Here is a 21,075-nt window from a genome sequence, read left to right on the forward strand (position 1 = left end):
GACATGCAAGTGCCGGATGGCCGTTCCGCCCAGGACGCGCGCTTCCGGCAAAAAAATCAAAGGGAGTGGGACGTGTTCAAACGGATCATGGTGCCGGTCGACCTCAAGCACATAGATCGCCTTGAAAAGGCGCTCGGATGTGCGGCCGATCTGGCACGACACTACGAGGCCACGGTGGTCTACGTGGGCGTCGCGGCGGCGACGCCCAGTTCGATCGCCCATACGCCGGCGGAATTCGCCGAGAAACTCAAGGAATTCGCCGAGGCGCAGGCCGGGGCGCACGGGGTGTCGACCGAACCCCACGCGGTCACCAGTCACGACCCGTCGATCGACCTGGACCCGACGCTGTTGAAGGCGGTGGACGAGACCGGCGCGGACCTGGTCATCATGGCCAGCCATATTCCCAACATCACCGATTACATCTGGCCCTCGAACGGGGGCACGGTGGCGGGCCATGCCAAGGTCTCGGTCATGGTGGTGCGCTGACGGCGAACAATTGGCGCACAGACGCCGATCATCCAAGGAAACGCAAGTACAGGGAGGCCAAACATGGCTGACACCTCAGACGATCAGGGCATACCGGAGCCGGAAGGCGTCTCGGACCTGATCGACACCGATTACGAAATCGGGCAGGACAACATCGAAACACAGATCGGTCCCTTCGGTCTGGACATTCACAATCCGGTTTTCCTGATTTCCGGTTTGTCGATCATCGCTTTTGTCTTTTACACGCTCGCTCTGCCGGAACAGGCGGGCGAGATCTTCAGCTGGCTCTTTGGTGCCGTGACCAAGGGCTTTGACTGGTTCTTCCTCGGTGCGGCGAACATCTTCGTTCTGTTCTGCTTGCTGCTGATCGTCCTGCCGGTCGGCAGCGTGCGGCTGGGCGGTCAAGATGCGACGCCGGATTACGGCTATGTCGGCTGGTTCGCGATGTTGTTTGCCGCCGGTATGGGCATCGGCCTGATGTTCTACGGCGTGTCGGAACCGATGAGCCACTTCTCGTCGTCCTCCGGTGGGGCCTATCACAACGTGAGCTTCTCCGGCGAAGTGCCGGAGGAAGGGGCGCCAGCCGGGTTCGAAAGCCGCGAGGCCTTTGACGCGGCGGTCGGACTGACCAACCCTGATCCGGCGGCGCTGGCCGCTGCGCTGGATGACGCGGTTCCCGCCGATCAGCGCGATGCCTTCACCGTGTCGCCGAACCGTGCGGACTGGGCACCGCTGGGCGGCGCCGCAGCGGACGAGCAGGAGGCCGTGCGGCTTGCCTTTGCCGCGACGATCTTCCACTGGGGACTGCACCCCTGGGCGATCTACGCCATCGTGGCCCTGGCGCTTGCGCTCTTCTCCTACAACAAGGGGCTGCCGCTGACGCTGCGCTCTGCCTTCTACCCGCTGCTCGGGGATCGCGTCTGGGGCTGGTGGGGTCACATCATCGACACGCTGGCGGTCTTTGCCACGCTGTTCGGTCTGGCCACCTCGCTGGGCTTTGGTGCGACGCAGGCCAACGCGGGTCTGAACGAGCTATTCGGCATCCCCGTCGGGTCGGCCACGGAAGTGGTCCTGATTACCGCGATCACCGCCGTTGCGCTGGTTTCGGTGGTGCGTGGCCTCGACGGCGGGGTCAAGGTCCTGTCCGAGATCAACATGGGCCTCGCCTTCCTGCTGCTGGTCTTCGTTCTGCTGACCGGGCCGACGATCCTGCTGCTTACGGGCTTCGTCGACTACCTGGTTGCCTACATCGAGTACCTGCCGGCACTGTCGAACCCGATGACCCAGACGATCGCGGGCGAAGCGGGCCGGGGCGATGTCAACTTCAGCCAGGGCTGGACCTCGTTCTACTGGGCCTGGTGGATCTCCTGGTCACCCTTCGTCGGCATGTTCATCGCGCGCGTCAGCCGTGGCCGTACCGTGCGCGAGTTCATCATCTGCGTGCTGCTGATCCCCTCGCTGGTCTGCGTTCTGTGGATGAGCGTCTTTGGCGGCACCGCGGTGCACCAGGTGGTGGCTGACGGCTATACAGCCGCGCAGAGCGCCTCGCTGGAACTCAAGCTGTTCAAGATGCTGGATGAGTTGCCGCTGGCGGCCATCACCTCCTTCATCGGGATCATCCTTGTTATCGTGTTCTTCGTCACCTCCTCGGACTCCGGGTCGCTGGTGATCGACACGATCACGGCGGGCGGCAAGGTCGACGCGCCGGTGCCGCAGCGGGTGTTCTGGTGCATCTTCGAGGGTGCCGTGGCCATCGTGCTGCTGCTCTCGGCGGGTGGCCTGTCGTCGCTGCAATCGATGGTGATCTCCACCGGCCTGCCGTTCACGGTGGTCCTGCTGGTGATGTGCTTTGCCATCTGGAAGGGCCTGATGGCCGAGCGGAAGGCGCTGTAAGCGGTCATCGCAATACATGACAGGAAAGGCCCCGGCGGTGACGCCGGGGCCTTTTCCGTTTCGCCCTGGCGGCATGGGTTGACGCGCGGCGTCACAGGCGCATTGTCTCCGGCAAGCAAGAGCGATTGGGGTGACATGCTGGATATCGATTTCGTGCGGGCGCAGTTCCCCGCCTTTTCCGAACCCTCTCTTCAGGGGCAGGCCTTCTTTGAAAACGCCGGCGGGTCCTATGCCTGTCAGCCGGTGATCGACCGGCTGACGCGCTTTTACACCCAACGCAAGGTGCAGCCCTACGGCCCCTTTGCCGCCAGTGCGGCAGCGGGGGCGGAAATGGACGAGGCGCGCAGCCGCCTGGCGGCGCTGCTTGGCGTGGACAGCGACGAGCTGAGCTTTGGCCCCTCGACCACGCAGAACACCTATGTCCTTGCGCGCGCCTTCCGGCAGTTCATGCAGCCCGGAGAGGCGATTGTCGTCACGAACCAGGATCACGAGGCCAATTCCGGCCCCTGGCGGCGGCTGGAGGCCGAGGGCATCGAGATCCGCGAATGGAAGATCGACCCGGACACCGGCCACCTCGACCCCGAGGCGCTGGAACCGCTGCTGGACGAAAAAGTGCGGCTGGTCTGCTTTCCGCACTGCTCCAACGTCGTTGGAGAGATCAACCCGGTGACGGAAATCACCGCCCGCGCCCATGCGGCGGGGGCCTTTGTCTGCGTCGACGGGGTCAGCTATGCGCCGCACGGTTTCCCGGATGTGGGCGAGCTGGGGCCGGATATCTACCTGTTTTCCAGCTACAAGACCTATGGCCCGCACCAGGGGATCATGGTTGTGCGCCGCGCGCTGGCCGAGGTGCTGCCGAACCAGGCGCATTTCTTCAACGGCGACGTGCTGACCAAGAAGTTCACGCCCGCCGGGCCGGACCACGCCCAGGTGGCCGCCTGTGCCGGCATGGCGGATTACGTCGATGGGCTGGCCGCACATCATGGCTGTGAGGCGCATGAGTTGCACGACCTGATGCGCGCGCATGAAACACGGCTGTTGCAGCCCCTGCTGGACGCGGTTTCGGGACGCAATGGCGTTCGCCTGCTGGGGCCACGTGACGCGGCTAACCGTGCGCCGACCGTGGCGCTGGCCTTGCCAAGCTCGGCCGAAGCCGCGGCGGCAGAGCTGGCGACGCGTGGTATCATGGCCGGGGGCAGCGATTTCTACGCTGTGCGTCCCTTGCAGGCGATGGGGATCGACCCGGCGCGCGGCGTGTTGCGCCTGTCCTTCGTGCACTACACCAGCGAGGAAGAGGTGGCCAAGCTGATCGAGGCGCTCGACGCGGTTCTCTGATCCGGGGCTTGTCCTTTGCAGGTTTGCGCTATGTCGCATCCGGCAAGCCAGAGAAGGAGCGCGCCTTGTCCGACACATCTCCCGTTATCCTCTGGGTCCGGCGCGACCTGCGTCTGTCCGATCATCCGGCGCTGGATGCCGCCTGCGAGGCCGGACGCCCGGTGATCCCGGTCGTGATCCGCGATGCGGTGATGGACGGGCTGGGCGCCGCGCCGAAATGGCGGATGGGGCTGGGCATCGGGCACCTGGCAGAGCGGCTGGAGGCAAAGGGATCGCGGCTGGTGCTGCGGTCGGGCGACCCGGTGGAGGTGCTGCGGGCGCTGGTGGAGGAAACCGGGGCAGGGGCCGTCTACTGGATGCGGGCCTATGACCCGGCCAGCGTAGAGCGGGACACGGCCGTGAAATCCGCGCTGAAAGAGGCTGGCGTCGAAGCGACCAGCTTTGCCGGGCACCTGATGTTCGAACCCTGGCGCGTCGAGACGAAGCAGGGCGGATTCTACAAGGTCTTTACCCCGTTCTGGAAGGCCGTGCGGGGGCTGGACGTGGCCACGCCGCTGTCGACTCCGGGCCGGATTCCGGCGCCGGATGCCTGGCCGAGCAGCGAGTCACTGGAGGATTGGGCGTTGGCGGCCGCGATGCGGCGCGGCGCGGATGTGGTGCGGCCCTGGGTGCAGCTGGGCGAGGAGGCGGCGCAGGGCAGGCTGGGGGCTTTCATGGCTGAAAAGGTGGCCGCCTATGGCGACACCCGTGATCTGCCCTGGACCGATGGCACCTCTTGCCTGAGCGAGAACCTGGCACTGGGGGAAATCACTCCGCGCCAATGCTGGCACGCCGGGCGGCGCGCGATGGAGGACGGCAAGAAAGGGGCCGAGACCTTTCTCAAGGAACTGGCCTGGCGCGAGTTTGCCTATCACCTGATGTGGCACACGCCGCACCTGCTGGACAGCAACTGGCGCGAGGAATGGGAGGCCTTCCCCTGGAACGAGGACGAGACCCGCCCGGAGGTCATCGCCTGGAAACAGGGGCGCACGGGCATTCCCTTTGTCGATGCCGGCCAGCGCGAGATGTATGTCACCGGGCGGATGCACAATCGCACCCGTATGATCGTGGCCTCATACCTGACCAAGCATCTGCTGACGCACTGGAAGATCGGGATGCGCTGGTTCGAGGATTGCCTGATCGACTGGGACCCGGCCTCGAACGCGATGGGTTGGCAGTGGTCGGCCGGCTCCGGTCCGGATGCGACGCCCTACTTCCGGGTCTTCAACCCCGTCACCCAGCGCGACAAGTTCGATCCCAAGAGAAAATACATCGACCGCTGGATCGCAGAAGGCCGCAGGCACCCGTCCGAAGAGGCGCTGAGCTATTTCGATGCGGTCCCGGTCAGCTGGGGGCTGTCCGCCGGTGACGGTTATCCCGACCCGGTCGTCGCCGCAGACGAAGGGCGCAAGCGCGCCCTTGCGGCCTATGAAAATCGCGGGTTCTGATCCCGTGCCGGAAGGCTCAGTTGGTCACGCCGCCCATGCGGTCCATCTTGACCCAGCCGCTGGAATTGCCGGCATAGGCGATCTTGCAGACCGGCTTGGCGTCGGAACAGGTCTCGACGTAGCCGCCTTCGCCGGGTGCGAGGGTGCCGACCTTCTGCGTGAACTCGACGTCGCTATAGACCGCGATGGGCAGGGCGGACATGTTGAAGTAGGGGATGTCGCGCGCCACGTTGCGTTCCCAGGATCCGCCGGAAACCGGTTTGGGCTGCACCTCGCGGACGGGTTCGGACAGGGTCATGGCCGGTCGCGCCTGCGGAGCCTTGGTCTCGCCCTTCTCGACGCCAACGAAACTCATCACCTTGCCACATCCAGAGGTTGCAAGAGCCATGAGGCACACCGCTACCAATTGCTTCTTCATCTGTCATCTCCCGTTGTGAGGGAACGTATCGCTCCGGACTGATACCAGAAAACACCATGTTGACGAAAATCCAAAGCACAAATCCTTGCCACAGGTGGTTTGGGCCATAAACTTCGATAAAATATCGGCTTCTCGAAAGAAACTTATGCTATTGACAGACACCCAGGGGCAGGAACGGCTGCCCCGGTACTTCGCGCGGGTCTTCGACATGGCCCGTGGGATGGGCAGCGGCCGGCTTGATTTCGTGCTGCGCGACGGGCGCGTGTTTCGTGCCGAGGGTCGTGTGCCTGGCCCGGTGGCAGAGCTGCACCTGCATCACGACGACATCTTTGCCCGGCTGATCCGCGAAGGCGACCTTGGGTTCTGCGAGGCCTATCTTGACGGCTGGTGGTCCACCCCGGACCTGATGGCCTTCCTTGACCTTGTGCATGCCAACGAGGAGATGTTCGACGGCTACCCCGGCGGTGGGCTGGTGCGCATGTGGGAGCGGTTCCGGTTCTGGATGCAATCGAACTCCAGGAAGCAGGCGAAAAAGAACATCGCCCATCACTATGACCTGGGTAACGATTTCTACGGCCTGTGGCTGGACGACACGATGACCTATTCCTCGGCCCTGTTCCGCACCGGGCAGGAGAGCCTGGAAAAGGCGCAAGAGTTGAAATACGCCTCGATGATCGACCAGATGGGGGCGAGGCCGGGCGATCATGTGCTTGAAATCGGCTGTGGCTGGGGCGGTTTTGCCGAATATGCCGCCAGGGAGCGCGGATTGCGCGTGACCGGGCTGACCATCAGCCAGGAACAATTCGCCTATGCGCAGGACCGGATCGCAAAGGCCGGGTTGACCGACCGGGTGGACCTGAAACTGCAGGACTATCGCGACGAACGCGGCAGCTATGACGGGATCGCCTCGATCGAGATGTTCGAGGCCGTGGGCGAAAAATACTGGCCCACCTATTTCGAGACCGTGCAGGCGCGCCTGAAACCCGGCGGACACGCCACGTTGCAGATCATCACGGTACAGCACAAGCGGTGGGAGATCTATCGCCGGGGTGTGGACTTTATCCAGAAGTACATCTTCCCGGGCGGGATGCTGCCTTCTCCCGAGGTGCTGCGCGCCGAGGTCGAGCGTGCCGGCCTTCAGGTGGTCCGCAGCCTGGAATTCGGCGAGAGCTATTCCCAAACCCTGCGCCGCTGGCACGAGACCTTCAACGACCGCTGGGACGAAGTTTCCGCCCTTGGATTCGACGCGCGGTTCCGCCGGATGTGGAATTTCTACCTGGCCTCTTGCGCGGCGACCTTTCACAGCGGTAACTGTGACGTGACCCAGATCACCATCGCAAAGCCCGCCTGACTGATGCCCAACGCCGCGAAACTGATTGCTGCCCTCGGTCTCGCGACGCTGGGATGGATCGTCTCGGACATGATCAGGCCCCTGGTGCCCTTCAGCGTCGATTTCGGCTGGTTCAACTACGTCAACGCGGCGATAGGCGTGCTGGTCGGCTGGCTTTTCCTGGGGCCCCGGGCGGGGCAGGGCATCACGTCCGCGATCAACAACGGTATCACCGCCGCCATTGTCATGGTCATCGTGGGCCTGTTGGTACAGGGCGTAAACGAGATGGTGCGCCTGTCCTTTGCCCGCCGCTATGACACCCCGTTCGAGGCGATTGCCGCCATCTTCGAGATCAGCCTGGACTACGGGATGATCCTTCTCGACATGCAGGTGATCCTGACGCTGCTGGGCGGCGGGATCGTCGCCGCGCTCGTGGCCGAGGCCTTGGGCAGACGCTGGAGTTAACCTTGTCAGACCTGTTTTTCTACGGAACGCTGCGGCATCTGCCGCTGCTGGAACTGGTGCTGGGCCATGCGCCCGAGGTCGAGCCGGCGCAATTGGCCGATCACGCGGTGCTCTGGGCGGCGGGCCAGGCCTTTCCGATGATCGTGGCGCAACGCGGGGCGCGGGCCGAAGGGCTGCTCGTGCGGGGGCTCAGCGAGGCGGATCGCGCGGCGCTGGATTACTACGAGGGCGGTTTTGCCTACGAATTGCGCCCCGTGACGGTCGAGACCGGGGCGGGGTCTTGCGCGGCAGAGGTCTTTTTCCCCGTGTCAGAGGAGCGCTGGAAACCGGGGGCGCCCTGGTCGCTGGACGATTGGCTGGACCGTTGGGGCGGGGTGACGATGCGCGCGGCGCAGGAGGTCATGGACCGGCGCGGCGCCTATGCGGCGCGCGAGGTGGCGGGGATGCTGCCGTTTTTCCGCGCGCGGGCCTGGGCGCAGGACATCGCCGCAGAGGGCGCGCCGCAGACCCTGCGCCGCGCCAGCGGGATCGAGGACGTGGATTACCAGGGGCTGCGCGGTCGGCCCTACCGCGGATTCTTCCGGATCGACCCGTTCCGCCTGCGCTACCGTCGCTTTGACGGGGAATGGAGCGCGCCGCTGGAACGGGAGTGTTTCATCGCTTTCGACGTGGCACTTGTGCTGCCCTACGACCCTGTGCTGGACAAGGTTCTGCTGATCGAACAGATGCGCTTTGGCCCGATCCATCGGGGCGATCCGGCCCCCTGGGTGCTTGAGGCGGTGGCCGGTGTCATCGACGCCGGCGAAAGCCCCGAAGAGGCGGCCCGGCGCGAAACGGTCGAAGAGGCCGGGCTTGAGGTGCACGCCCTGCTGCCTGCCTGCAAGGGCTATGCCTCACCGGGGTACACCACGGAATTCTATCATGCCTTCGTGGGGCTTTGCGATCTGTCCGGTCGAGACAAGAGGATCGGCGGGCTGGACGAAGAGCACGAGGACATTCGCAGCCATGTCGTCACTTTCGATCATGCGATGGAGTTGATCGAGACGGGAGAGATCAACGCCTTGCCGCTGGCAATGCTGATAAACTGGGTGGCGGCGCGGCGGGCGGACTTGCGCGCGGGGCAGGTCGGGCAATCGTAAGGGCACAAGGGAGTGACCCGGATTCAACGGGTTACAGGATGGGTTGGCGGGCGTTCGCGCTCGGTTGGCTGCCTTGCGCTGTGCATTGATCGCGGCGCGCCCGGGACGCCGATGGCGCGGGCCGGACTGGCGCGGCCGTGAACGGCGCGCCGCTGCGTCTTGAGTTCCCCCGACCTCGGCCCTACACCAATGGGAACACGTTTCGGAAAGGACACGTCATGCGCAAATCGCAGGACCTCGCACAGGCTGTCGGACAGACGCCGCTGATCAGGCTTCGCAAGGCATCGGAGCTTACGGGGTGCGAGATCTGGGGCAAGGCGGAATTCATGAACCCGGGCCAGTCGGTCAAGGATCGCGCGGCGCTCTATATCATCAGGGATGCCATTGCGAAGGGACAACTTGCGCCCGGCGGCACCATTGTTGAAGGCACCGCAGGGAATACCGGGATCGGCCTGGCGCTGGTGGGCGCCTCGATGGGGTTCAAGACCGTCATCGTCATGCCCGAGACGCAGAGCCAGGAAAAGAAGGACATGCTGCGTCTTGCCGGGGCCGAGTTGGTGCTGGTGCCGGCTGCGCCCTACAAGAACCCCAACAACTATGTCCGCTATTCGGGCCGGCTGGCCGAGAAACTGGCCGCAAGCGAGCCCAACGGCGCGATCTGGGCCAACCAGTTCGACAACGTCGCCAACCGCCAGGCCCATATCGAGACCACCGGCCCGGAAATCTGGGAACAAACCGGTGGCAAGGTCGATGGCTTCATCTGCGCGGTTGGCTCCGGCGGGACGGCGGCGGGTGTCGGCATGGCGCTGCAGCCAAAGGGCGTGAAATGCGGGATCGTCGATCCGATGGGCTCCGGTATCTACAGCCTCTACAAGGACGGTGAGGCCAAACCCGAGGGCAGCTCGATCTCCGAGGGGATCGGGCAGGGGCGGATCACCGCCAACCTCGAGGGGTTCAAGCCCGACTTCCTGACCCAGGCCAGCGACGAAGAGGCGCTGCCCATCGTGTTCGACCTGCTGGCCGATGAAGGGCTCTGCATGGGCGGATCGACAGGCATCAACGTCGCAGGCGCCATCCACATGGCGCGCGAGATGGGGCCGGGTCACACGATCGTCACGGTGCTCTGTGACTATGGCACCCGCTATCAGTCCAAGCTGTTCAACCCGGACTTCCTGCGCGACAAGGGCCTGCCGACCCCGCCCTGGATGACGCGCGGACCGTCCAGCATTCCCGGTGTATTCGAGGACGCATGACCTCCACTTGTCGTTTCTTTCTGCGGGCGCTGACGGCGCTTGCCCTGTCGCTTTTTCTGTGGACCGCGGCGGCCCTGGCCCAGCAGGCCACGACGCCCGACTATTCCGCTTGGGACACGATCGCCACGCGGGCCGAGGCGATGATCGACGCCGAGCGCGCCTCTGACGACCGGCTGGAGACCCTGCGCACGCAGGTGGCGGACTGGCGGGAACAATTCCTGGCAGCACAGAACGCCAATGCCTCTCGTATCCAGACCCTGCAGGCGCAGATCAATGCGCTTGGTCCGGAGCCGGAAGATGGCACCGAGACTGCGGAGATCTCGGAGCAGCGGGCGGTCTTGAACCAGCAACTGGCCCAACAGCGGGCTCCGGTTCTGAGGGCTGAAGCTGCCTATTCCCGCGCCGATGCGATCATCGGCGGGATCGACCGGATCATTCGGGAACGGCAGGCCGATGCGCTGCTGGAATTCGGGCCGTCACCGTTGAACCCGGTGCATTGGCCGGGCGCCCTTCAGAACGTCCAGACCACCTTTGTCACGCTCTGGCAGGAGATCGTGCAGAACGTCAGCACGCCTGCCAACCGCCGGGCGGCCGTGCGGAACGCGCCCAGCGTGCTGTTGTACCTGGTGATCGGCATAATGCTGATCGCGCGGGGCCAGTACTGGGCGCGCGCCGGTGTCGAGAAACTGCGCGCAGGCACGCGGCGCGGCACGGGTGTGTTCCGGTTCCTGGTCTCTCTTGGCCATATCCTGTTGCCCTACCTGGGTATCGTTGCCCTGCTGCAGGCGGTGGCAGCGACCGGGTTCGCCATCGACGAATGGGACGTGCTGCTGAACAAGCTGCCGCTCTGGGCTGCGATGCTGTTCGGAATCCGCTGGCTGGCGGACCAGGCCTTCAACAAGGACGATGAGGTGGCGGCCCTGCCGCTGCCGGCAGAGGAACGCCCCAAGGCGCGCCGCCTGTCGAATCTGCTGGCTGTGCTCTACGTGATGGAATCCCTGGTCGCCACGCTGATCGAACTGGACGGGTATTCGCCCCAGACGGCGGCCGTGGTGCAATTCCCTATACTGGTGCTGTCGGCCTTTTTGCTGTTCCGCCTTGGCCGCTTGCGCAACGACGCGGCAATGGTCGGATCCGACGCCGCGCGCGAGGAAGGCGCCGGGGATTTCCGGCTGCGCTTTGCCAAGCTGTTGGGCCGGATCACCCAGATCGTCGGCATCATCGGCCCGATCATGGCTGCCATCGGCTATTTCAAGGTGGGCGAGGCACTGGTCTATCCGACCATCGCGACGCTGGCGCTTGTCGGCCTTGTCATGGTGCTGCAGCGTTTCATCAACAACCTGCACGAGTTGATCCTGGGCCGTCAGCCGGACCATTCCGAGAGCCTGCTTCCGGTGCTGGCAGGGTTTATCCTGTCCTTGGCCGCGCTGCCCCTGCTGGCGTTGATCTGGGGCGCGCGCGTCGCCGACCTGACAGAGATCTGGGCCCGTGCGCAGGAGGGGATTTCCCTGGGAGACACACGCATCTCGCCGACCTCGATCATCGTGGTGGTGCTGGTCTTTGCCGCCGGGTACATGCTGACCCGGCTGATGCAGGGGGCCCTGCGGACGTCGGTCCTGCCCAAGACCAAGATGGACCAGGGCGCACAAAACGCCATCGTGTCCGGCGTGGGCTATGTCGGGGTTTTCCTGGCGGTCATTATCGCGGTCACGGCCGGGGGGCTGGACCTCTCGTCGCTGGCGATCGTTGCGGGTGCGTTGTCTGTCGGTATCGGTTTCGGCCTGCAGAACATCGTGTCGAACTTTGTCTCGGGGATCATCCTGCTGATCGAACGACCCATCGGTGAAGGCGACTGGATCGAGGTCAACGGTACCCACGGGATCGTCAAGGACATCTCTGTCCGCTCGACCCGGCTTGAAACCTTCGACCGCTACGACATGATCATTCCCAACGCCGACCTCGTGTCGGGGACGGTGTCGAACTACACCCGCGGCAATTCGCTGGGACGGATCATCATCGACGTTGGGGTGGCTTACGGCACCGACACGCGCAAGGCCGAGCGCATTCTTCTGAACATTGCGCGCCAGCACGACATGGTTCTGATGAACCCGGCGCCAGCGGTGGATTTTATGGGCTTTGGCGCGGATTCGCTGGATTTCCGTATCCGGGCGATCCTGCTTGACGTGGGACAGGGCCTGGCGGTCAAGACCGAGATGCGTCACCAGATCGTCGAGGAGTTCGCCCGCGAGGGTATCGAGATTCCCTTTGCGCAGCGTGATCTGTGGTTGCGCAATCCGGAGGTGCTGGCCGACGCGGTGGAAAGCCGCTGGAGCGCATCGCAGGAACGCGATGCCCAATCGGGGCAGTCCGGCCCGGTGGCGCGCAAGTCCAATGCCATCATGGGGGATGAGCGCGTCGCAGAGGACGGCGAGGACGGATGAACCAGACCCTGCTCTACCGCGAAGATCCCTACCTGCGCGATGCGCCTGCCGAGGTCGTGGCCCTGACCGACGAGGGCGGCATCGTGTTGTCGCAGTCCCTCTTCTATCCGACCGGTGGCGGCCAGCCGGGTGACAGCGGCTGGCTGGAATGGGATGGTCGGACGCTGGAGATCGCGACCGCGGTCAAGGGCGATGGGGGCGCTTGTGTCCTCGTGCCGGCGGAACCGGCACAGCTGCCGGCGGTCGGGACGAAACTGGTCCAGATGCTGGATTGGGAACGGCGACACAAGCACATGCGCATTCACACCGCGCTGCACCTCTTGAGCGTGGTGATCCCCTTGCCTGTGACAGGCGGGCAGATCGGGGCCGGGACAGGGCGTCTTGATTTCAAGATGCCCGAACCGCCACAGGACCGTGATGCGGTGGAAGAGGCCCTGAACCGGCTGGTCGACCGTGACCTGGAAGTGACGGAAGGCTGGATCACCGAGGCGGAACTGGATGCACGTCCGGAACTGGTCAAGACGATGTCCGTTCAGCCGCCACGCGGCGCGGGGCAGATCCGGCTGGTCCGGATCGGCTCTGGCAGCGAGCAGGTGGACCTGCAGCCCTGCGGCGGCACCCATGTCGCGCGCACCGGGGAAATCGGCGCCCTGAAGCTGGGCAAGATCGAGAACAAGGGCAAACAGAACCGGCGCGTGTCCATCGCGCTGGCGTGATCGGCTGGCGGGGACGGGGCGGTTGAAGCAATGGGCGCTTCCGCGCGCTCTTGTCCGCATCTCGCCAGATGACGGTTTTGCCCCGCGTGGGTGAGGGTGGCTCGGTGGAGTGCAGCTTCTGGCCTCACCAGAACTAAGATCGGCAGTCGGGGTGGACCCTGTCAGCGTTTCTTGAGCGGGACGCCGTAGAGCTCCATGCGGTGGCCCTTGAGCCGGTAGCCCAGTTTTTCCGCGATCTTTTCCTGAAGTGCCTCGATCTCGGGATCGACGAATTCGATCACCTCGCCGCTGTTGAGATCGATCAGGTGATCGTGGTGTTCGCGTTCCGCGTCCTCGTAGCGGGCGCGGCCGTCTCCGAAATCGACCCTTTCGAGAATGCCGGCCTCTTCGAAGAGCTTGACGGTGCGATAAACCGTGGCGATCGAGATATTGGGATCGCGTGCAGAGGCACGGGCATAGAGATCCTCGACATCCGGGTGATCGGTCGCGCGTTCCAGCACCTCGGCGATGGTCCGGCGCTGGTCGGTCATGCGCAGGCCCTTGGCGGTGCAGCGGTCTGAGATGCTATCGGTCATGGGCCCGGAGTCGTTGGTCTGGCGCCCGTTTTAGGCAAAGCGGCGGGCGAGGCCAAGCCTCGAACGCGGCGGGCGCGTGCGACGTAGACGGCCAGGGTGACGATGACTACGGCGCCCCCCAGGATCATCCGGCGCGAAGGAGCCTCGCCGGTGCCGAGCCAGACCCAGATCGGGGCGAGCACGGTTTCGAGCAGCAACAGAAGGCTGACATTGGCGGCGGCGGTGTGGCGGGACGCCTGGCTGAGGGCAAAGAAGGACAGCGGCAGGACCAGGATGCTGGCCACGAGGATGGCCCAGAGCGTGCCCTGTGTCATCTGCGCGGGGCCAGTGACGGCCCAGCCTGTCGTCCCGGCGATCAGAGCGCCCAGGCCGATGGCCAGCAGCAGGGGCATGTCCGGATTATGACGCAGGGTGACGAAGTTGAGCGCCAGAGCGAAAGCCACGCCAAGACCGCAGGCGGCGCCCGTCAGTGCGGCTGCATCCAGTGCAGCCGCGCCCTTGTCCGTCACGGCGAGCGTCAGTCCGGCCAGCACCAGTAGAATGGCGATCCAGGTGGCGCGCGAGGTTGTCTCGCCGTGCAGGAGGCGGGCCAGAAGCGCCGCCCAGACCGGCACGCTGGCCACGCCGAGAAGCACCGGCGCCACCGGTGAAACAGCGATGCCGATCGGGAACAGCATCGCGTTCAGCGCGTGGCAGGCAATCACCATGAGCGCGGTCGGCGCGGCAACCTCGGTCAGGTCGGCGCGGTGGGTCCGGCTGGTCAGGGCCCAGGCGGCGAGGAAGATGAGTGCCATGCAGATCCCGCGCCAGCCCAGCATCTGAAAGCCGGACATGCCCGACAGCCGCATCAGCAGCGCGTCGGGTGTCAGGATCAGCGCCCCGGCCAGCGCGAGGCCGAGGCCGAAGGCCGGGGTGCGTGTCATGGATGTCTTAACCGTAGAGCGGTTGCAGGCCCATCTGCATGTGCAGCATGTTCACCACCGCCTCGTCGAGCTGCATGGCCTTGGCGAGTGTGTCGAGGTATTCGGCCTCGGCCTGGGTGTCGACGCGGATCGTCATCAGCGAGGCGGAATAGACCTGCATGCGCTGCGCTTCCGGGACTTCCGCGCCCAGGGCCTCGGGATCGACCGGGGCCTTCAGCTGCGCCTGGATGAAGGCGCGGTCCTCGGGATCGGCATCCTCGCCCAGCGTTTCGAGGATCTTGGCCTGTTCGGCCTTGTCGATGCCGCCGTCGCTCTTGGCGGCCTGGATCATCGCACGCAGCATCAGGGCGGCGGCTGCTTCGGCCTCTGGCGCGGTGGACTGGGCGTTCATGGCGTCCATCAACCCGGCGGCGCCCTTCCCCTGGGCCTGGGCCGCCGACCCCGCGAAGGCCGCAAGCATTCCGGCCATGCCGGAGCCACCTTCGCCCAGTTGCGACAGCAGCCCGCCACCCTTTCCGCTACCGGCCTGGCCCGTGAAGGCGGACAGGTCCATGCCACCGGTCTGCATGTTCTTCATCATGTCGGCCAAGGGATTGGCCCCTGCGCCACCGGTGCCGGGCATGCCGCTTTTCTGCGCCGCTTCCATCATCTCCTGCCAGCCGCCGCCCTGGGGTGCCTGGCCGCCCATCAGCTTGCCCATCTGTGCCTGCAGCGTCGCAGTCGGCGTTTTCGCCGGAACCTGCGCGCCGCCGCCCAGGAGACTGCCAAGCCCCTGGCCGCCGGACAGTCGATCGACCCCGCGTGCGGCGGCGTAACCGATGGCGAGTTTTGCCAGTGTTCCCATCAGACCCATGTGCTTTCTCCTCTCAGCCGATGATCTCCCTTGGAAGACTGTGACAGATGTTTGCCGCCGCGCACAGGGGGAGCGTCGGCGGCGGATTGACCTTGCCGGCGTCCGGGTGTCCAAGAGGGCATGGAACGCAAGCAACAGATGGACCTCGCCGGTGCGGTGGGGATGGTGGTTTTTGCCAATGTCCTGGCCTTCAACCAGGTGGCGATCAAGCTGACCAATGCCGGGATCGGCCCGGTCTTTGCGGCGGGGCTGCGCTCGGCCCTGGCGCTGGCGGTGCTGGGGATCTGGCTGCTGGTCAGCGGTCGGCGGATCACAGGCTTGCGGCGCACGCTGTGGTCGGGGCTGTTTCTGGGTGGTCTGTTCAGTGTCGAGTTCATCCTGTTGTTCACCTCGCTGGACCTGACCAGCGTCTCGCGCGCCTCGATCACCTTTTACGCCATGCCTGTCTGGCTGGCCCTGGTGGCGCATTTCACCCTGCCGGGTGAGCGGCTGTCTTCGCGGCGTCTGCTGGGGCTGGTTCTGGCGATGGCCGGGGTGGGCTGGGCGCTGGCGGATCCGCAGAGCCGGGGGGCGGGGGACATCCGCGGCGATCTGCTGGCGCTGCTGGCCTCATGGGCCTGGGCGGGAATTGCACTGAACGTACGTTTGACTCGCACCTCGGAGCTGAATGCCGAGGGACAGCTGTTCTGGCAGCTTGCGGTCTCGGCGGTGGTGCTCTGCGTGGTGGCGCCGCTCTTTGGACCGCTGTGGCGAGAGACCGACCTGTTGAGCCTTTTCGGGCTGGTCTACGGGACTTTGGTGGCTTCGCTCGGCTTCCTGTTCTGGTTACGGTTGATGGGGATCTATCCGGCGTCGGACATCGCCTCTTTCAGTTTTCTGTCCCCGGTCTTGGCCGTTGTCTTCGGCTGGCTGGTCTTCGACGAGCCGGTGGGGCCGGATTTCCTGGGCGCATTGGCGCTGACGGCCGTGGGGATCGTGCTGATCAACCGACGCCGCAAGACGCGGGCAGAGGTCCCGCCCGGTCCCGGGCAGGAGACACTGCGCAAAGAAGGCTAGGCTTGGGCAGAGGCCCCGGGTCAGGCCCGGGGCGGGGTCACGTCCGGTGGGTCATGTCCCGCAAAAGGTCGCACGGACCTTTTCGCCGCTCGACGGCGGGCGGCGTAGGTCGGCATAGCTTTCGTTCAGGTCGAATGGCGCCGAAAGCGCGGCGTTCAGGCGGTGGAATGGCGCATCGTCGCCCGCCACTGCGGCCTCGATCATCTGTTCGACTCGATGGTTGCGGGGAATAAGAACCGGGTTCACCGCGCGCATCAGCGCCTGCGGGGTCTCCTCCTGTTCCAGTCTCGCCTGCCAGCGTGCCTCCCATGCGTCAAAGGCCGCACGGTCGGTGAACTGGTCGCGAGCATCGCCATCCGCCAGGGCGCGGAAGGTATTGGTGAAATCGGCGCCACCCTCATGCATCAGGGTCAACAGGTCGCCGATCAGCGACAGGTCCTCCTGCGTCGGGGTGGACAGGCCGATCTTGGCCCCGAACCGCTCCAGCCAAAGCGCGCGCAGACGGTCGGGCATGGCGTGCACGGCCTTGGTGAAATCCTCGACGGCCTTGTCGGTGTCGGGCATCAGCGGGACCAGGGCCGTGGCCAGCTGCGCCATGTTCCAGACGATGATATCGGCCTGCGCGGCATAGCCGTAGCGGCCGAACCGATCGATCGAGGAAAACACCGTGTCCGGGTCATAGGCATCCATGAAGGCGCAAGGCCCGTAGTCGATGGTTTCGCCCGAGAGCGCACAGTTGTCGGTGTTCATCACCCCGTGGATGAAACCGACGCCCATCCATTGCGTCACCAGCTGCGCCTGCCGTTCGATCACGCCGTTCAGCAGGTCGAGCGGGTCGCGTGCATCCGGGTAGTGGCGGTCGACCGTGTAGTCGTAGAGCGTCTGCAGACGATCGTTGTCCTGGCGCGCGGCAAAGACCTGGAAGGTGCCCACCCGGATATGGCTTTGCGCCACGCGGGTCAGGACGGCGCCGGGAAGGGGACGTTCGCGGATGACCTCCTCGCCCGTGCGGATCGCGGCCAGCGCGCGGGTTGTCGGGACGCCAAGCGCGTGCATCGCCTCGGAGACGACGTATTCACGCAGGACCGGCCCCAGCCAGGCCCGGCCATCGCCACGGCGTGAGAAGGGCGTCGGGCCGGAGCCCTTGAGCTGGATGTCCCGGCGGATGCCATCGGTGCCGACGACCTCGCCCAGCAGCAGGGCGCGTCCGTCGCCCAGCTGGGGGTTGAACTGCCCGAACTGGTGGCCGGCATAAAGCTGGGCCAGCGGCTCGGCCCCTTCCGGCACGGCGTTGCCGCCGAATTGGGCTGCCAGCGCGGGGTCCTCGGCGCCGGTAATGCCAAGGAGTTCGGCCAGGTCGTGGTTGAAGGCCACGGTTTGCGGCGCCTTGACCGGGGTGGGGCCGAGACGCGCAAAGAAGCCCTCGGGCAGGCGGGCATAGGAATTGTCGAAGGGGATCTGCAAGGTCATGCCCGAGATATAGGGGCCCGATCACGGTTGCGCCAGCAGTCTTGCCACGGCTGTCCGAGGGCTAGGGTTGTCGGGGACGCAACGAACAGGAGCAAGACGATGCAGACGGACAATGCCTACGCGATGCGCCTTATGGACCGGCCCGAGTTTGCCTCGAAGCCGCAGCCGCTGACGTTTTCGCCGGACACGCTGGTCACGACCGCCGCGCAGGCGATGAACGAACGCAATTTCGGTTCGGTTGTCGTGGTGGATCCGGACAATCGCGTGTTGGGCGTGGCAACGGAACGCGACATCCTTCGCAAGGTCGTGGCCCGGAATGTCGACGCCGCCAGCCTTACGCTGCAGGAGATCATGACCCGCGATCCACGCGTGGCGCGGGAAACCGACGAGGTCATCGACTGGCTGCGCATCATGTCGAACGAGCGCTTCCGCCGCCTGCCGGTGGTGGACGAGCACGAGCGCATCAAGGCGGTCTTCACCCAGGGCGATTTTGTCAGCTACACATGGCCCGACCTGATCTACCAGGCCAAGGAGCTGGCCAAGGCAAGCGTCGGGCGCAACTATCCGATCTGGCTGATCGGCGGGGGCATCATGCTCTACTCGATCCTCATGGTGATCGTCGTGAGCGCGATGTAAGCCGGGCTCAGAGCACCCGGCTCATGAAGATGTAGCGATCACGGGGCTTGAAACGCGCGCGGCCATAGAAGCGCTGCGCGCGTTCGTCCTCGCGGTCGACTTCCAGGTGCAGGGCACGCACGCCCGCCTCGCGCATGGCCTTGGCGATGCCGTCCAGCGCCTCGATCCCCATGCCACGCCCGCGCACGGCGGGGCGCACGTACAGCTCATCAACGATGGCATCCAGTCCGCCAAACTCGACCGACCATCCGAAGGTCAGCACGATATAGCCTACCGGTGCGCGGCGCGGGCCGATCAGCCAAGCGGCGCCGTGGGGCGAGCCCTGCAGCAACGGCGAGATGGCGGCGGCGCGATGCTCGTCGTCGGTGCCATAGCCCATTTCGGTATGGAAGGCCGCAACGAGCGGCAGCAGCTTGTCGGCATCCGCTTCGCCAGCGAGGTGGAGGGATTTCATAGCCGCGCCAGCCTTTCGGTCAGCAGGGCGAAAAAGCCGTCTGCATCGACATCGCCCATGAACATGGCGTTGGGTGCGCGGTCGGTGACGCCCCACCAGTCAGCCACCGTCATGCCGCGCGTCAGGTCGGAGCGGGTCTCGATCTCGACGTTGATGAACCGTCCTGAAAAGAGATCGGGTTGCAGCAGGTAGGCGGTGACACAGGGGTCGTGCAGCGGGGCACCGTCCGATCCGTACTTTTCCTTGTCGAAGCGTTCGAAGAAATCGGTCATCTGGGCAACGGCGATGCCGACCGGGGTTCCGAGGGCGCGAAAGGCCTCGTTCCGGGCGGATGTGACCAGCGCCTTGTGCGTCACGTCCAGCGGCATGACGGTGATCGGTGCGCCGCATTTGAACACGATTTCAGCGGCTTCCGGGTCGACGTAGATGTTGAATTCGGCAGCGGGCGTGATGTTGCCCACCTCGAAGTAGGCGCCGCCCATCAGGACGATTTCCTGGATGCGCGTCGCGATGTCGGGCGCGCGTTGCAGGGCCGCGGCGATGTTGGTCAGCGGACCCAGGGGGCAGAGCGTGACAGTCTTTTCCGGCTGGGCGCGCAGTGTGTCGATGATGAAGTCGACGGCATCGCGGTCTTGCAGCGGCATGGTCGGCTCGGGCAGGTCGGGTCCGTCGAGGCCGGTCTTGCCGTGGACATGTTCGGCGGTGACCAGGTCATGCGCAAGGGGCCTGTCGCATCCGGCAAAGACAGGGGTCTCGGGCTTGCCCGCTAACTCGCAGACCATGCGGGCGTTCCGCGCGGTGAGTTCCAACGGCACGTTGCCGGCGACGGCGGTGATTCCCAGGACCTCGAGCTCGGCGGGTGATGCAAGGGCCAGGAGGATGGCCACGGCGTCGTCCTGGCCGGGGTCGGTGTCGATGATGATCTTGCGCGCTGCCATCTGTCTCTCCTGCTCGGTGCCGGAGGAGTGACACGGGGCAGGGGGCGGCGCAAGCTGGATCGGCGGTTCGGCGGTGGCTTGCCGGGACGTCGTGTCCAGCCGCTAGGCGGAACAGCTGGCCCCGCCAAGGACGCAGAACTTGGCGCAATGGGGATGGTTCAGCGAGACGTCGCGTTCTGCCGCCTCAAGGGTTTCGCCCAGGTCGAATTCCGGCTCGTAGGGCAGGAGGGTGCAGGCCACGACAGAAGGGCGTGCGGCGCCTTTGCGCTTGACCACCATGCGCGAGGAGGAACACATCACCTGTGTCGGATGCTTGTCGAGAATGCCCCAGCAGGCGGTGGTGATCTCTGGCACCTCGACGCTGAGATCCATTTCCGGGAAGAGGACGGTCATGCCCGGATCATGTGCGTCGATGTCGAACCCCTCGGTCCGGAACAGGCGGGCGAAGCCATCGCGCGACTGCGCTTCGGTCTCGTCCCACATGGTGCGGCCGGCGACCGCCATGCGGATGCCGGTATCGCGCAGCCAGCGCATCCCTTCGAGTGTTTTCTCGAATGTGCCCGCGCCACGTTCGGCATCGTGTTGGCGCGCCGACCAGTGATCAAGCGAGATGCGCAGCGTGAGCCGGTCGCCATATTCCGCCTGTAGTGCCTGCAGTCCTTCGCGCACGATGGGGCGCATCATCGGCCGCATGGCATTGGTCAGAATCAGGACCTGGTACCCCCGGGCGAGGCTGCGGCGAGTCATTTCGATCACCTGGGGGTTCATGAAGGGCTCGCCCCCGGTGAATCCGATCTCAGCCACACCCCAGTTTCGCGCCGCAAGCTGGTCGAGATACTCGGTGACTTCGTCCGCGGTGATATAGACCAGCCTGTCGTTCTCGGGCGAGCTTTCGATGTAGCAGTTCAGGCATTCGATATTGCAGAGCGTGCCGGTGTTGAACCACAGCGTCTGGGGATCGGACAGGGCCACATGCGCGCGCGGCTCACCCTTGGCGGTGTGGGCCGGGTCCTTGAACTTGTCGATATTGGCGGTGGAAGCGTCTTTCATTTCCAGTCCTTCAATTCGTCACCCAAGGCGTACGCAGTAGGCAAAGCCTGTGCCAGTCACAAGATTCCGCCTGACGCCATTGTGATGCATCAATTGGGTGTTAGACTTTGAAACGAACATGGGGTATTCGAAGCGCGAACAGGATGCGTTAGCGCTA

At 65.1% G+C, this 21,075-nt stretch carries 20 protein-coding genes; 12 read left to right on the plus strand and 8 right to left on the minus strand.

Translation table 11 applies throughout. The annotated features are described in order from the left end of the window. Nucleotides 1-72 precede the first annotated feature (72 nt). From BLQ71_RS00280 to BLQ71_RS00295, 4 genes are all read left to right on the plus strand, one after another. Nucleotides 73-486 (plus strand): universal stress protein, encoded by a 414-nt coding sequence (locus tag BLQ71_RS00280; RefSeq protein ID WP_043140094.1) that lies wholly within the window; start codon nucleotides 73-75, stop codon nucleotides 484-486. Between the two features lie 63 nt (nucleotides 487-549). Beyond that, nucleotides 550-2,379, plus strand: a complete 1,830-nt coding sequence (locus BLQ71_RS00285; RefSeq protein WP_043139902.1) for a BCCT family transporter — start codon at nucleotides 550-552, stop codon at nucleotides 2,377-2,379. A 135-nt stretch (nucleotides 2,380-2,514) separates the two neighbouring features. Further along, the gene (locus BLQ71_RS00290) at nucleotides 2,515-3,714 is read left to right on the plus strand and encodes an aminotransferase class V-fold PLP-dependent enzyme (protein ID WP_043139900.1); all 1,200 of its coding nucleotides are present in this window, start codon (nucleotides 2,515-2,517) and stop codon (nucleotides 3,712-3,714) included. A gap of 65 nt (nucleotides 3,715-3,779) precedes the next feature. After that, nucleotides 3,780-5,201, plus strand: coding sequence for a cryptochrome/photolyase family protein (locus BLQ71_RS00295; RefSeq protein ID WP_074620312.1), 1,422 nt, complete (start codon nucleotides 3,780-3,782; stop codon nucleotides 5,199-5,201). 16 nt (nucleotides 5,202-5,217) lie between these two features. Here the strand turns inward: BLQ71_RS00295 and BLQ71_RS00300 are convergent, their stop codons facing one another. Then, nucleotides 5,218-5,619 carry a hypothetical protein gene (locus tag BLQ71_RS00300; protein WP_133065633.1) on the minus strand — a complete coding sequence of 134 codons (402 nt, stop codon included), beginning with the start codon at nucleotides 5,617-5,619 and terminating at the stop codon, nucleotides 5,218-5,220. Nucleotides 5,620-5,764: 145 nt separating this feature from the next. Here BLQ71_RS00300 and BLQ71_RS00305 point away from each other — a divergent pair, with 145 nt between their 5' ends. The 6 genes from BLQ71_RS00305 (at nucleotide 5,765) to BLQ71_RS00330 (ending at nucleotide 12,963) form a co-directional block, all read left to right on the plus strand. Next, on the plus strand, nucleotides 5,765-6,970 hold the full coding sequence (locus BLQ71_RS00305) for an SAM-dependent methyltransferase (protein WP_074620313.1): 1,206 nt from the start codon (nucleotides 5,765-5,767) through the stop codon (nucleotides 6,968-6,970). A 3-nt stretch (nucleotides 6,971-6,973) separates the two neighbouring features. Continuing rightward, the gene (locus BLQ71_RS00310; RefSeq protein WP_074620314.1) at nucleotides 6,974-7,414 is read left to right on the plus strand and encodes a TrgA family protein; all 441 of its coding nucleotides are present in this window, start codon (nucleotides 6,974-6,976) and stop codon (nucleotides 7,412-7,414) included. 2 nt (nucleotides 7,415-7,416) lie between these two features. Beyond that, on the plus strand, nucleotides 7,417-8,553 hold the full coding sequence (locus tag BLQ71_RS00315; RefSeq protein WP_074620315.1) for an NUDIX domain-containing protein: 1,137 nt from the start codon (nucleotides 7,417-7,419) through the stop codon (nucleotides 8,551-8,553). Between the two features lie 218 nt (nucleotides 8,554-8,771). Then, nucleotides 8,772-9,806, plus strand: coding sequence for a cysteine synthase A (locus BLQ71_RS00320; RefSeq protein WP_043139888.1), 1,035 nt, complete (start codon nucleotides 8,772-8,774; stop codon nucleotides 9,804-9,806). Further along, nucleotides 9,803-12,247 carry a DUF3772 domain-containing protein gene (locus BLQ71_RS00325; protein WP_074620316.1) on the plus strand — a complete coding sequence of 815 codons (2,445 nt, stop codon included), beginning with the start codon at nucleotides 9,803-9,805 and terminating at the stop codon, nucleotides 12,245-12,247. Before BLQ71_RS00320 ends, BLQ71_RS00325 begins: the two co-directional genes overlap by 4 nt. Then, entirely contained in the window at nucleotides 12,244-12,963 is a 720-nt protein-coding gene (locus BLQ71_RS00330; protein WP_074620317.1) for an alanyl-tRNA editing protein, read from the plus strand. Before BLQ71_RS00325 ends, BLQ71_RS00330 begins: the two co-directional genes overlap by 4 nt. A 161-nt stretch (nucleotides 12,964-13,124) precedes the next feature. Here BLQ71_RS00330 and BLQ71_RS00335 read toward each other — a convergent pair whose 3' ends face one another. From BLQ71_RS00335 to BLQ71_RS00345, 3 genes are read right to left on the minus strand one after another with little or no spacing between them, the layout of a single operon-like run. Beyond that, nucleotides 13,125-13,538 (minus strand): Fur family transcriptional regulator, encoded by a 414-nt coding sequence (locus tag BLQ71_RS00335; RefSeq protein WP_043139880.1) that lies wholly within the window; start codon nucleotides 13,536-13,538, stop codon nucleotides 13,125-13,127. After that, complete coding sequence (locus BLQ71_RS00340; RefSeq protein WP_074620318.1) at nucleotides 13,535-14,461, minus strand: DMT family transporter; 927 nt, start codon at nucleotides 14,459-14,461, stop codon at nucleotides 13,535-13,537. Before BLQ71_RS00340 ends, BLQ71_RS00335 begins: the two co-directional genes overlap by 4 nt. Before the next feature lie 7 nt (nucleotides 14,462-14,468). Next, a complete protein-coding gene (locus tag BLQ71_RS00345) occupies nucleotides 14,469-15,314 on the minus strand; it encodes a tellurite resistance TerB family protein (protein WP_074620319.1) in 846 nt (281 codons plus the stop codon). Nucleotides 15,315-15,434: 120 nt separating this feature from the next. On the opposite strand from BLQ71_RS00345, the gene BLQ71_RS00350 reads away from it, so the two are divergent. Continuing rightward, nucleotides 15,435-16,370, plus strand: a complete 936-nt coding sequence (locus BLQ71_RS00350; RefSeq protein WP_052244389.1) for a DMT family transporter — start codon at nucleotides 15,435-15,437, stop codon at nucleotides 16,368-16,370. A gap of 51 nt (nucleotides 16,371-16,421) precedes the next feature. Here the strand turns inward: BLQ71_RS00350 and BLQ71_RS00355 are convergent, their stop codons facing one another. After that, nucleotides 16,422-17,840 carry a protein adenylyltransferase SelO gene (locus BLQ71_RS00355; protein WP_074620320.1) on the minus strand — a complete coding sequence of 473 codons (1,419 nt, stop codon included), beginning with the start codon at nucleotides 17,838-17,840 and terminating at the stop codon, nucleotides 16,422-16,424. A gap of 99 nt (nucleotides 17,841-17,939) precedes the next feature. On the opposite strand from BLQ71_RS00355, the gene BLQ71_RS00360 reads away from it, so the two are divergent. Continuing rightward, nucleotides 17,940-18,476 (plus strand): CBS domain-containing protein, encoded by a 537-nt coding sequence (locus BLQ71_RS00360; RefSeq protein ID WP_074620321.1) that lies wholly within the window; start codon nucleotides 17,940-17,942, stop codon nucleotides 18,474-18,476. A gap of 7 nt (nucleotides 18,477-18,483) precedes the next feature. On the opposite strand, the gene BLQ71_RS00365 is transcribed toward BLQ71_RS00360, so the two are convergent. The 3 genes from BLQ71_RS00365 to BLQ71_RS00375 form a co-directional block, all read right to left on the minus strand. Then, complete coding sequence (locus BLQ71_RS00365; protein WP_069209869.1) at nucleotides 18,484-18,930, minus strand: GNAT family N-acetyltransferase; 447 nt, start codon at nucleotides 18,928-18,930, stop codon at nucleotides 18,484-18,486. Further along, nucleotides 18,927-19,868, minus strand: a complete 942-nt coding sequence (locus BLQ71_RS00370; RefSeq protein ID WP_074620322.1) for a nucleoside hydrolase — start codon at nucleotides 19,866-19,868, stop codon at nucleotides 18,927-18,929. Before BLQ71_RS00370 ends, BLQ71_RS00365 begins: the two co-directional genes overlap by 4 nt. A gap of 102 nt (nucleotides 19,869-19,970) precedes the next feature. Further along, nucleotides 19,971-20,918 carry a radical SAM protein gene (locus BLQ71_RS00375; RefSeq protein WP_074620323.1) on the minus strand — a complete coding sequence of 316 codons (948 nt, stop codon included), beginning with the start codon at nucleotides 20,916-20,918 and terminating at the stop codon, nucleotides 19,971-19,973. Nucleotides 20,919-21,075: the final 157 nt, after the last annotated feature.

The organism is Antarctobacter albus, assembly GCF_900101505.1.
Taxonomy (GTDB): Bacteria; Pseudomonadota; Alphaproteobacteria; order Rhodobacterales; family Rhodobacteraceae; genus Antarctobacter; species Antarctobacter albus.

What these genes read in the sequence shown, in the direction of transcription:
- BLQ71_RS00335 (WP_043139880.1), bottom strand. Translation starts at nt 13,538, where the DNA reads ATGACCGATAGCATCTCAGACCGCTGCACCGCCAAGGGCCTGCGCATG.
- BLQ71_RS00285 (WP_043139902.1), top strand. Translation starts at nt 550, where the DNA reads ATGGCTGACACCTCAGACGATCAGGGCATACCGGAGCCGGAAGGCGTC.
- BLQ71_RS00320 (WP_043139888.1), top strand. Translation starts at nt 8,772, where the DNA reads ATGCGCAAATCGCAGGACCTCGCACAGGCTGTCGGACAGACGCCGCTG.
- BLQ71_RS00330 (WP_074620317.1), top strand. Translation starts at nt 12,244, where the DNA reads ATGAACCAGACCCTGCTCTACCGCGAAGATCCCTACCTGCGCGATGCG.
- BLQ71_RS00305 (WP_074620313.1), top strand. Translation starts at nt 5,765, where the DNA reads ATGCTATTGACAGACACCCAGGGGCAGGAACGGCTGCCCCGGTACTTC.
- BLQ71_RS00310 (WP_074620314.1), top strand. Translation starts at nt 6,974, where the DNA reads ATGCCCAACGCCGCGAAACTGATTGCTGCCCTCGGTCTCGCGACGCTG.
- BLQ71_RS00375 (WP_074620323.1), bottom strand. Translation starts at nt 20,918, where the DNA reads ATGAAAGACGCTTCCACCGCCAATATCGACAAGTTCAAGGACCCGGCC.
- BLQ71_RS00365 (WP_069209869.1), bottom strand. Translation starts at nt 18,930, where the DNA reads ATGAAATCCCTCCACCTCGCTGGCGAAGCGGATGCCGACAAGCTGCTG.
- BLQ71_RS00355 (WP_074620320.1), bottom strand. Translation starts at nt 17,840, where the DNA reads ATGACCTTGCAGATCCCCTTCGACAATTCCTATGCCCGCCTGCCCGAG.
- BLQ71_RS00360 (WP_074620321.1), top strand. Translation starts at nt 17,940, where the DNA reads ATGCAGACGGACAATGCCTACGCGATGCGCCTTATGGACCGGCCCGAG.
- BLQ71_RS00300 (WP_133065633.1), bottom strand. Translation starts at nt 5,619, where the DNA reads ATGAAGAAGCAATTGGTAGCGGTGTGCCTCATGGCTCTTGCAACCTCT.
- BLQ71_RS00345 (WP_074620319.1), bottom strand. Translation starts at nt 15,314, where the DNA reads ATGGGTCTGATGGGAACACTGGCAAAACTCGCCATCGGTTACGCCGCC.
- BLQ71_RS00350 (WP_052244389.1), top strand. Translation starts at nt 15,435, where the DNA reads ATGGAACGCAAGCAACAGATGGACCTCGCCGGTGCGGTGGGGATGGTG.
- BLQ71_RS00290 (WP_043139900.1), top strand. Translation starts at nt 2,515, where the DNA reads ATGCTGGATATCGATTTCGTGCGGGCGCAGTTCCCCGCCTTTTCCGAA.
- BLQ71_RS00370 (WP_074620322.1), bottom strand. Translation starts at nt 19,868, where the DNA reads ATGGCAGCGCGCAAGATCATCATCGACACCGACCCCGGCCAGGACGAC.
- BLQ71_RS00340 (WP_074620318.1), bottom strand. Translation starts at nt 14,461, where the DNA reads ATGACACGCACCCCGGCCTTCGGCCTCGGCCTCGCGCTGGCCGGGGCG.
- BLQ71_RS00325 (WP_074620316.1), top strand. Translation starts at nt 9,803, where the DNA reads ATGACCTCCACTTGTCGTTTCTTTCTGCGGGCGCTGACGGCGCTTGCC.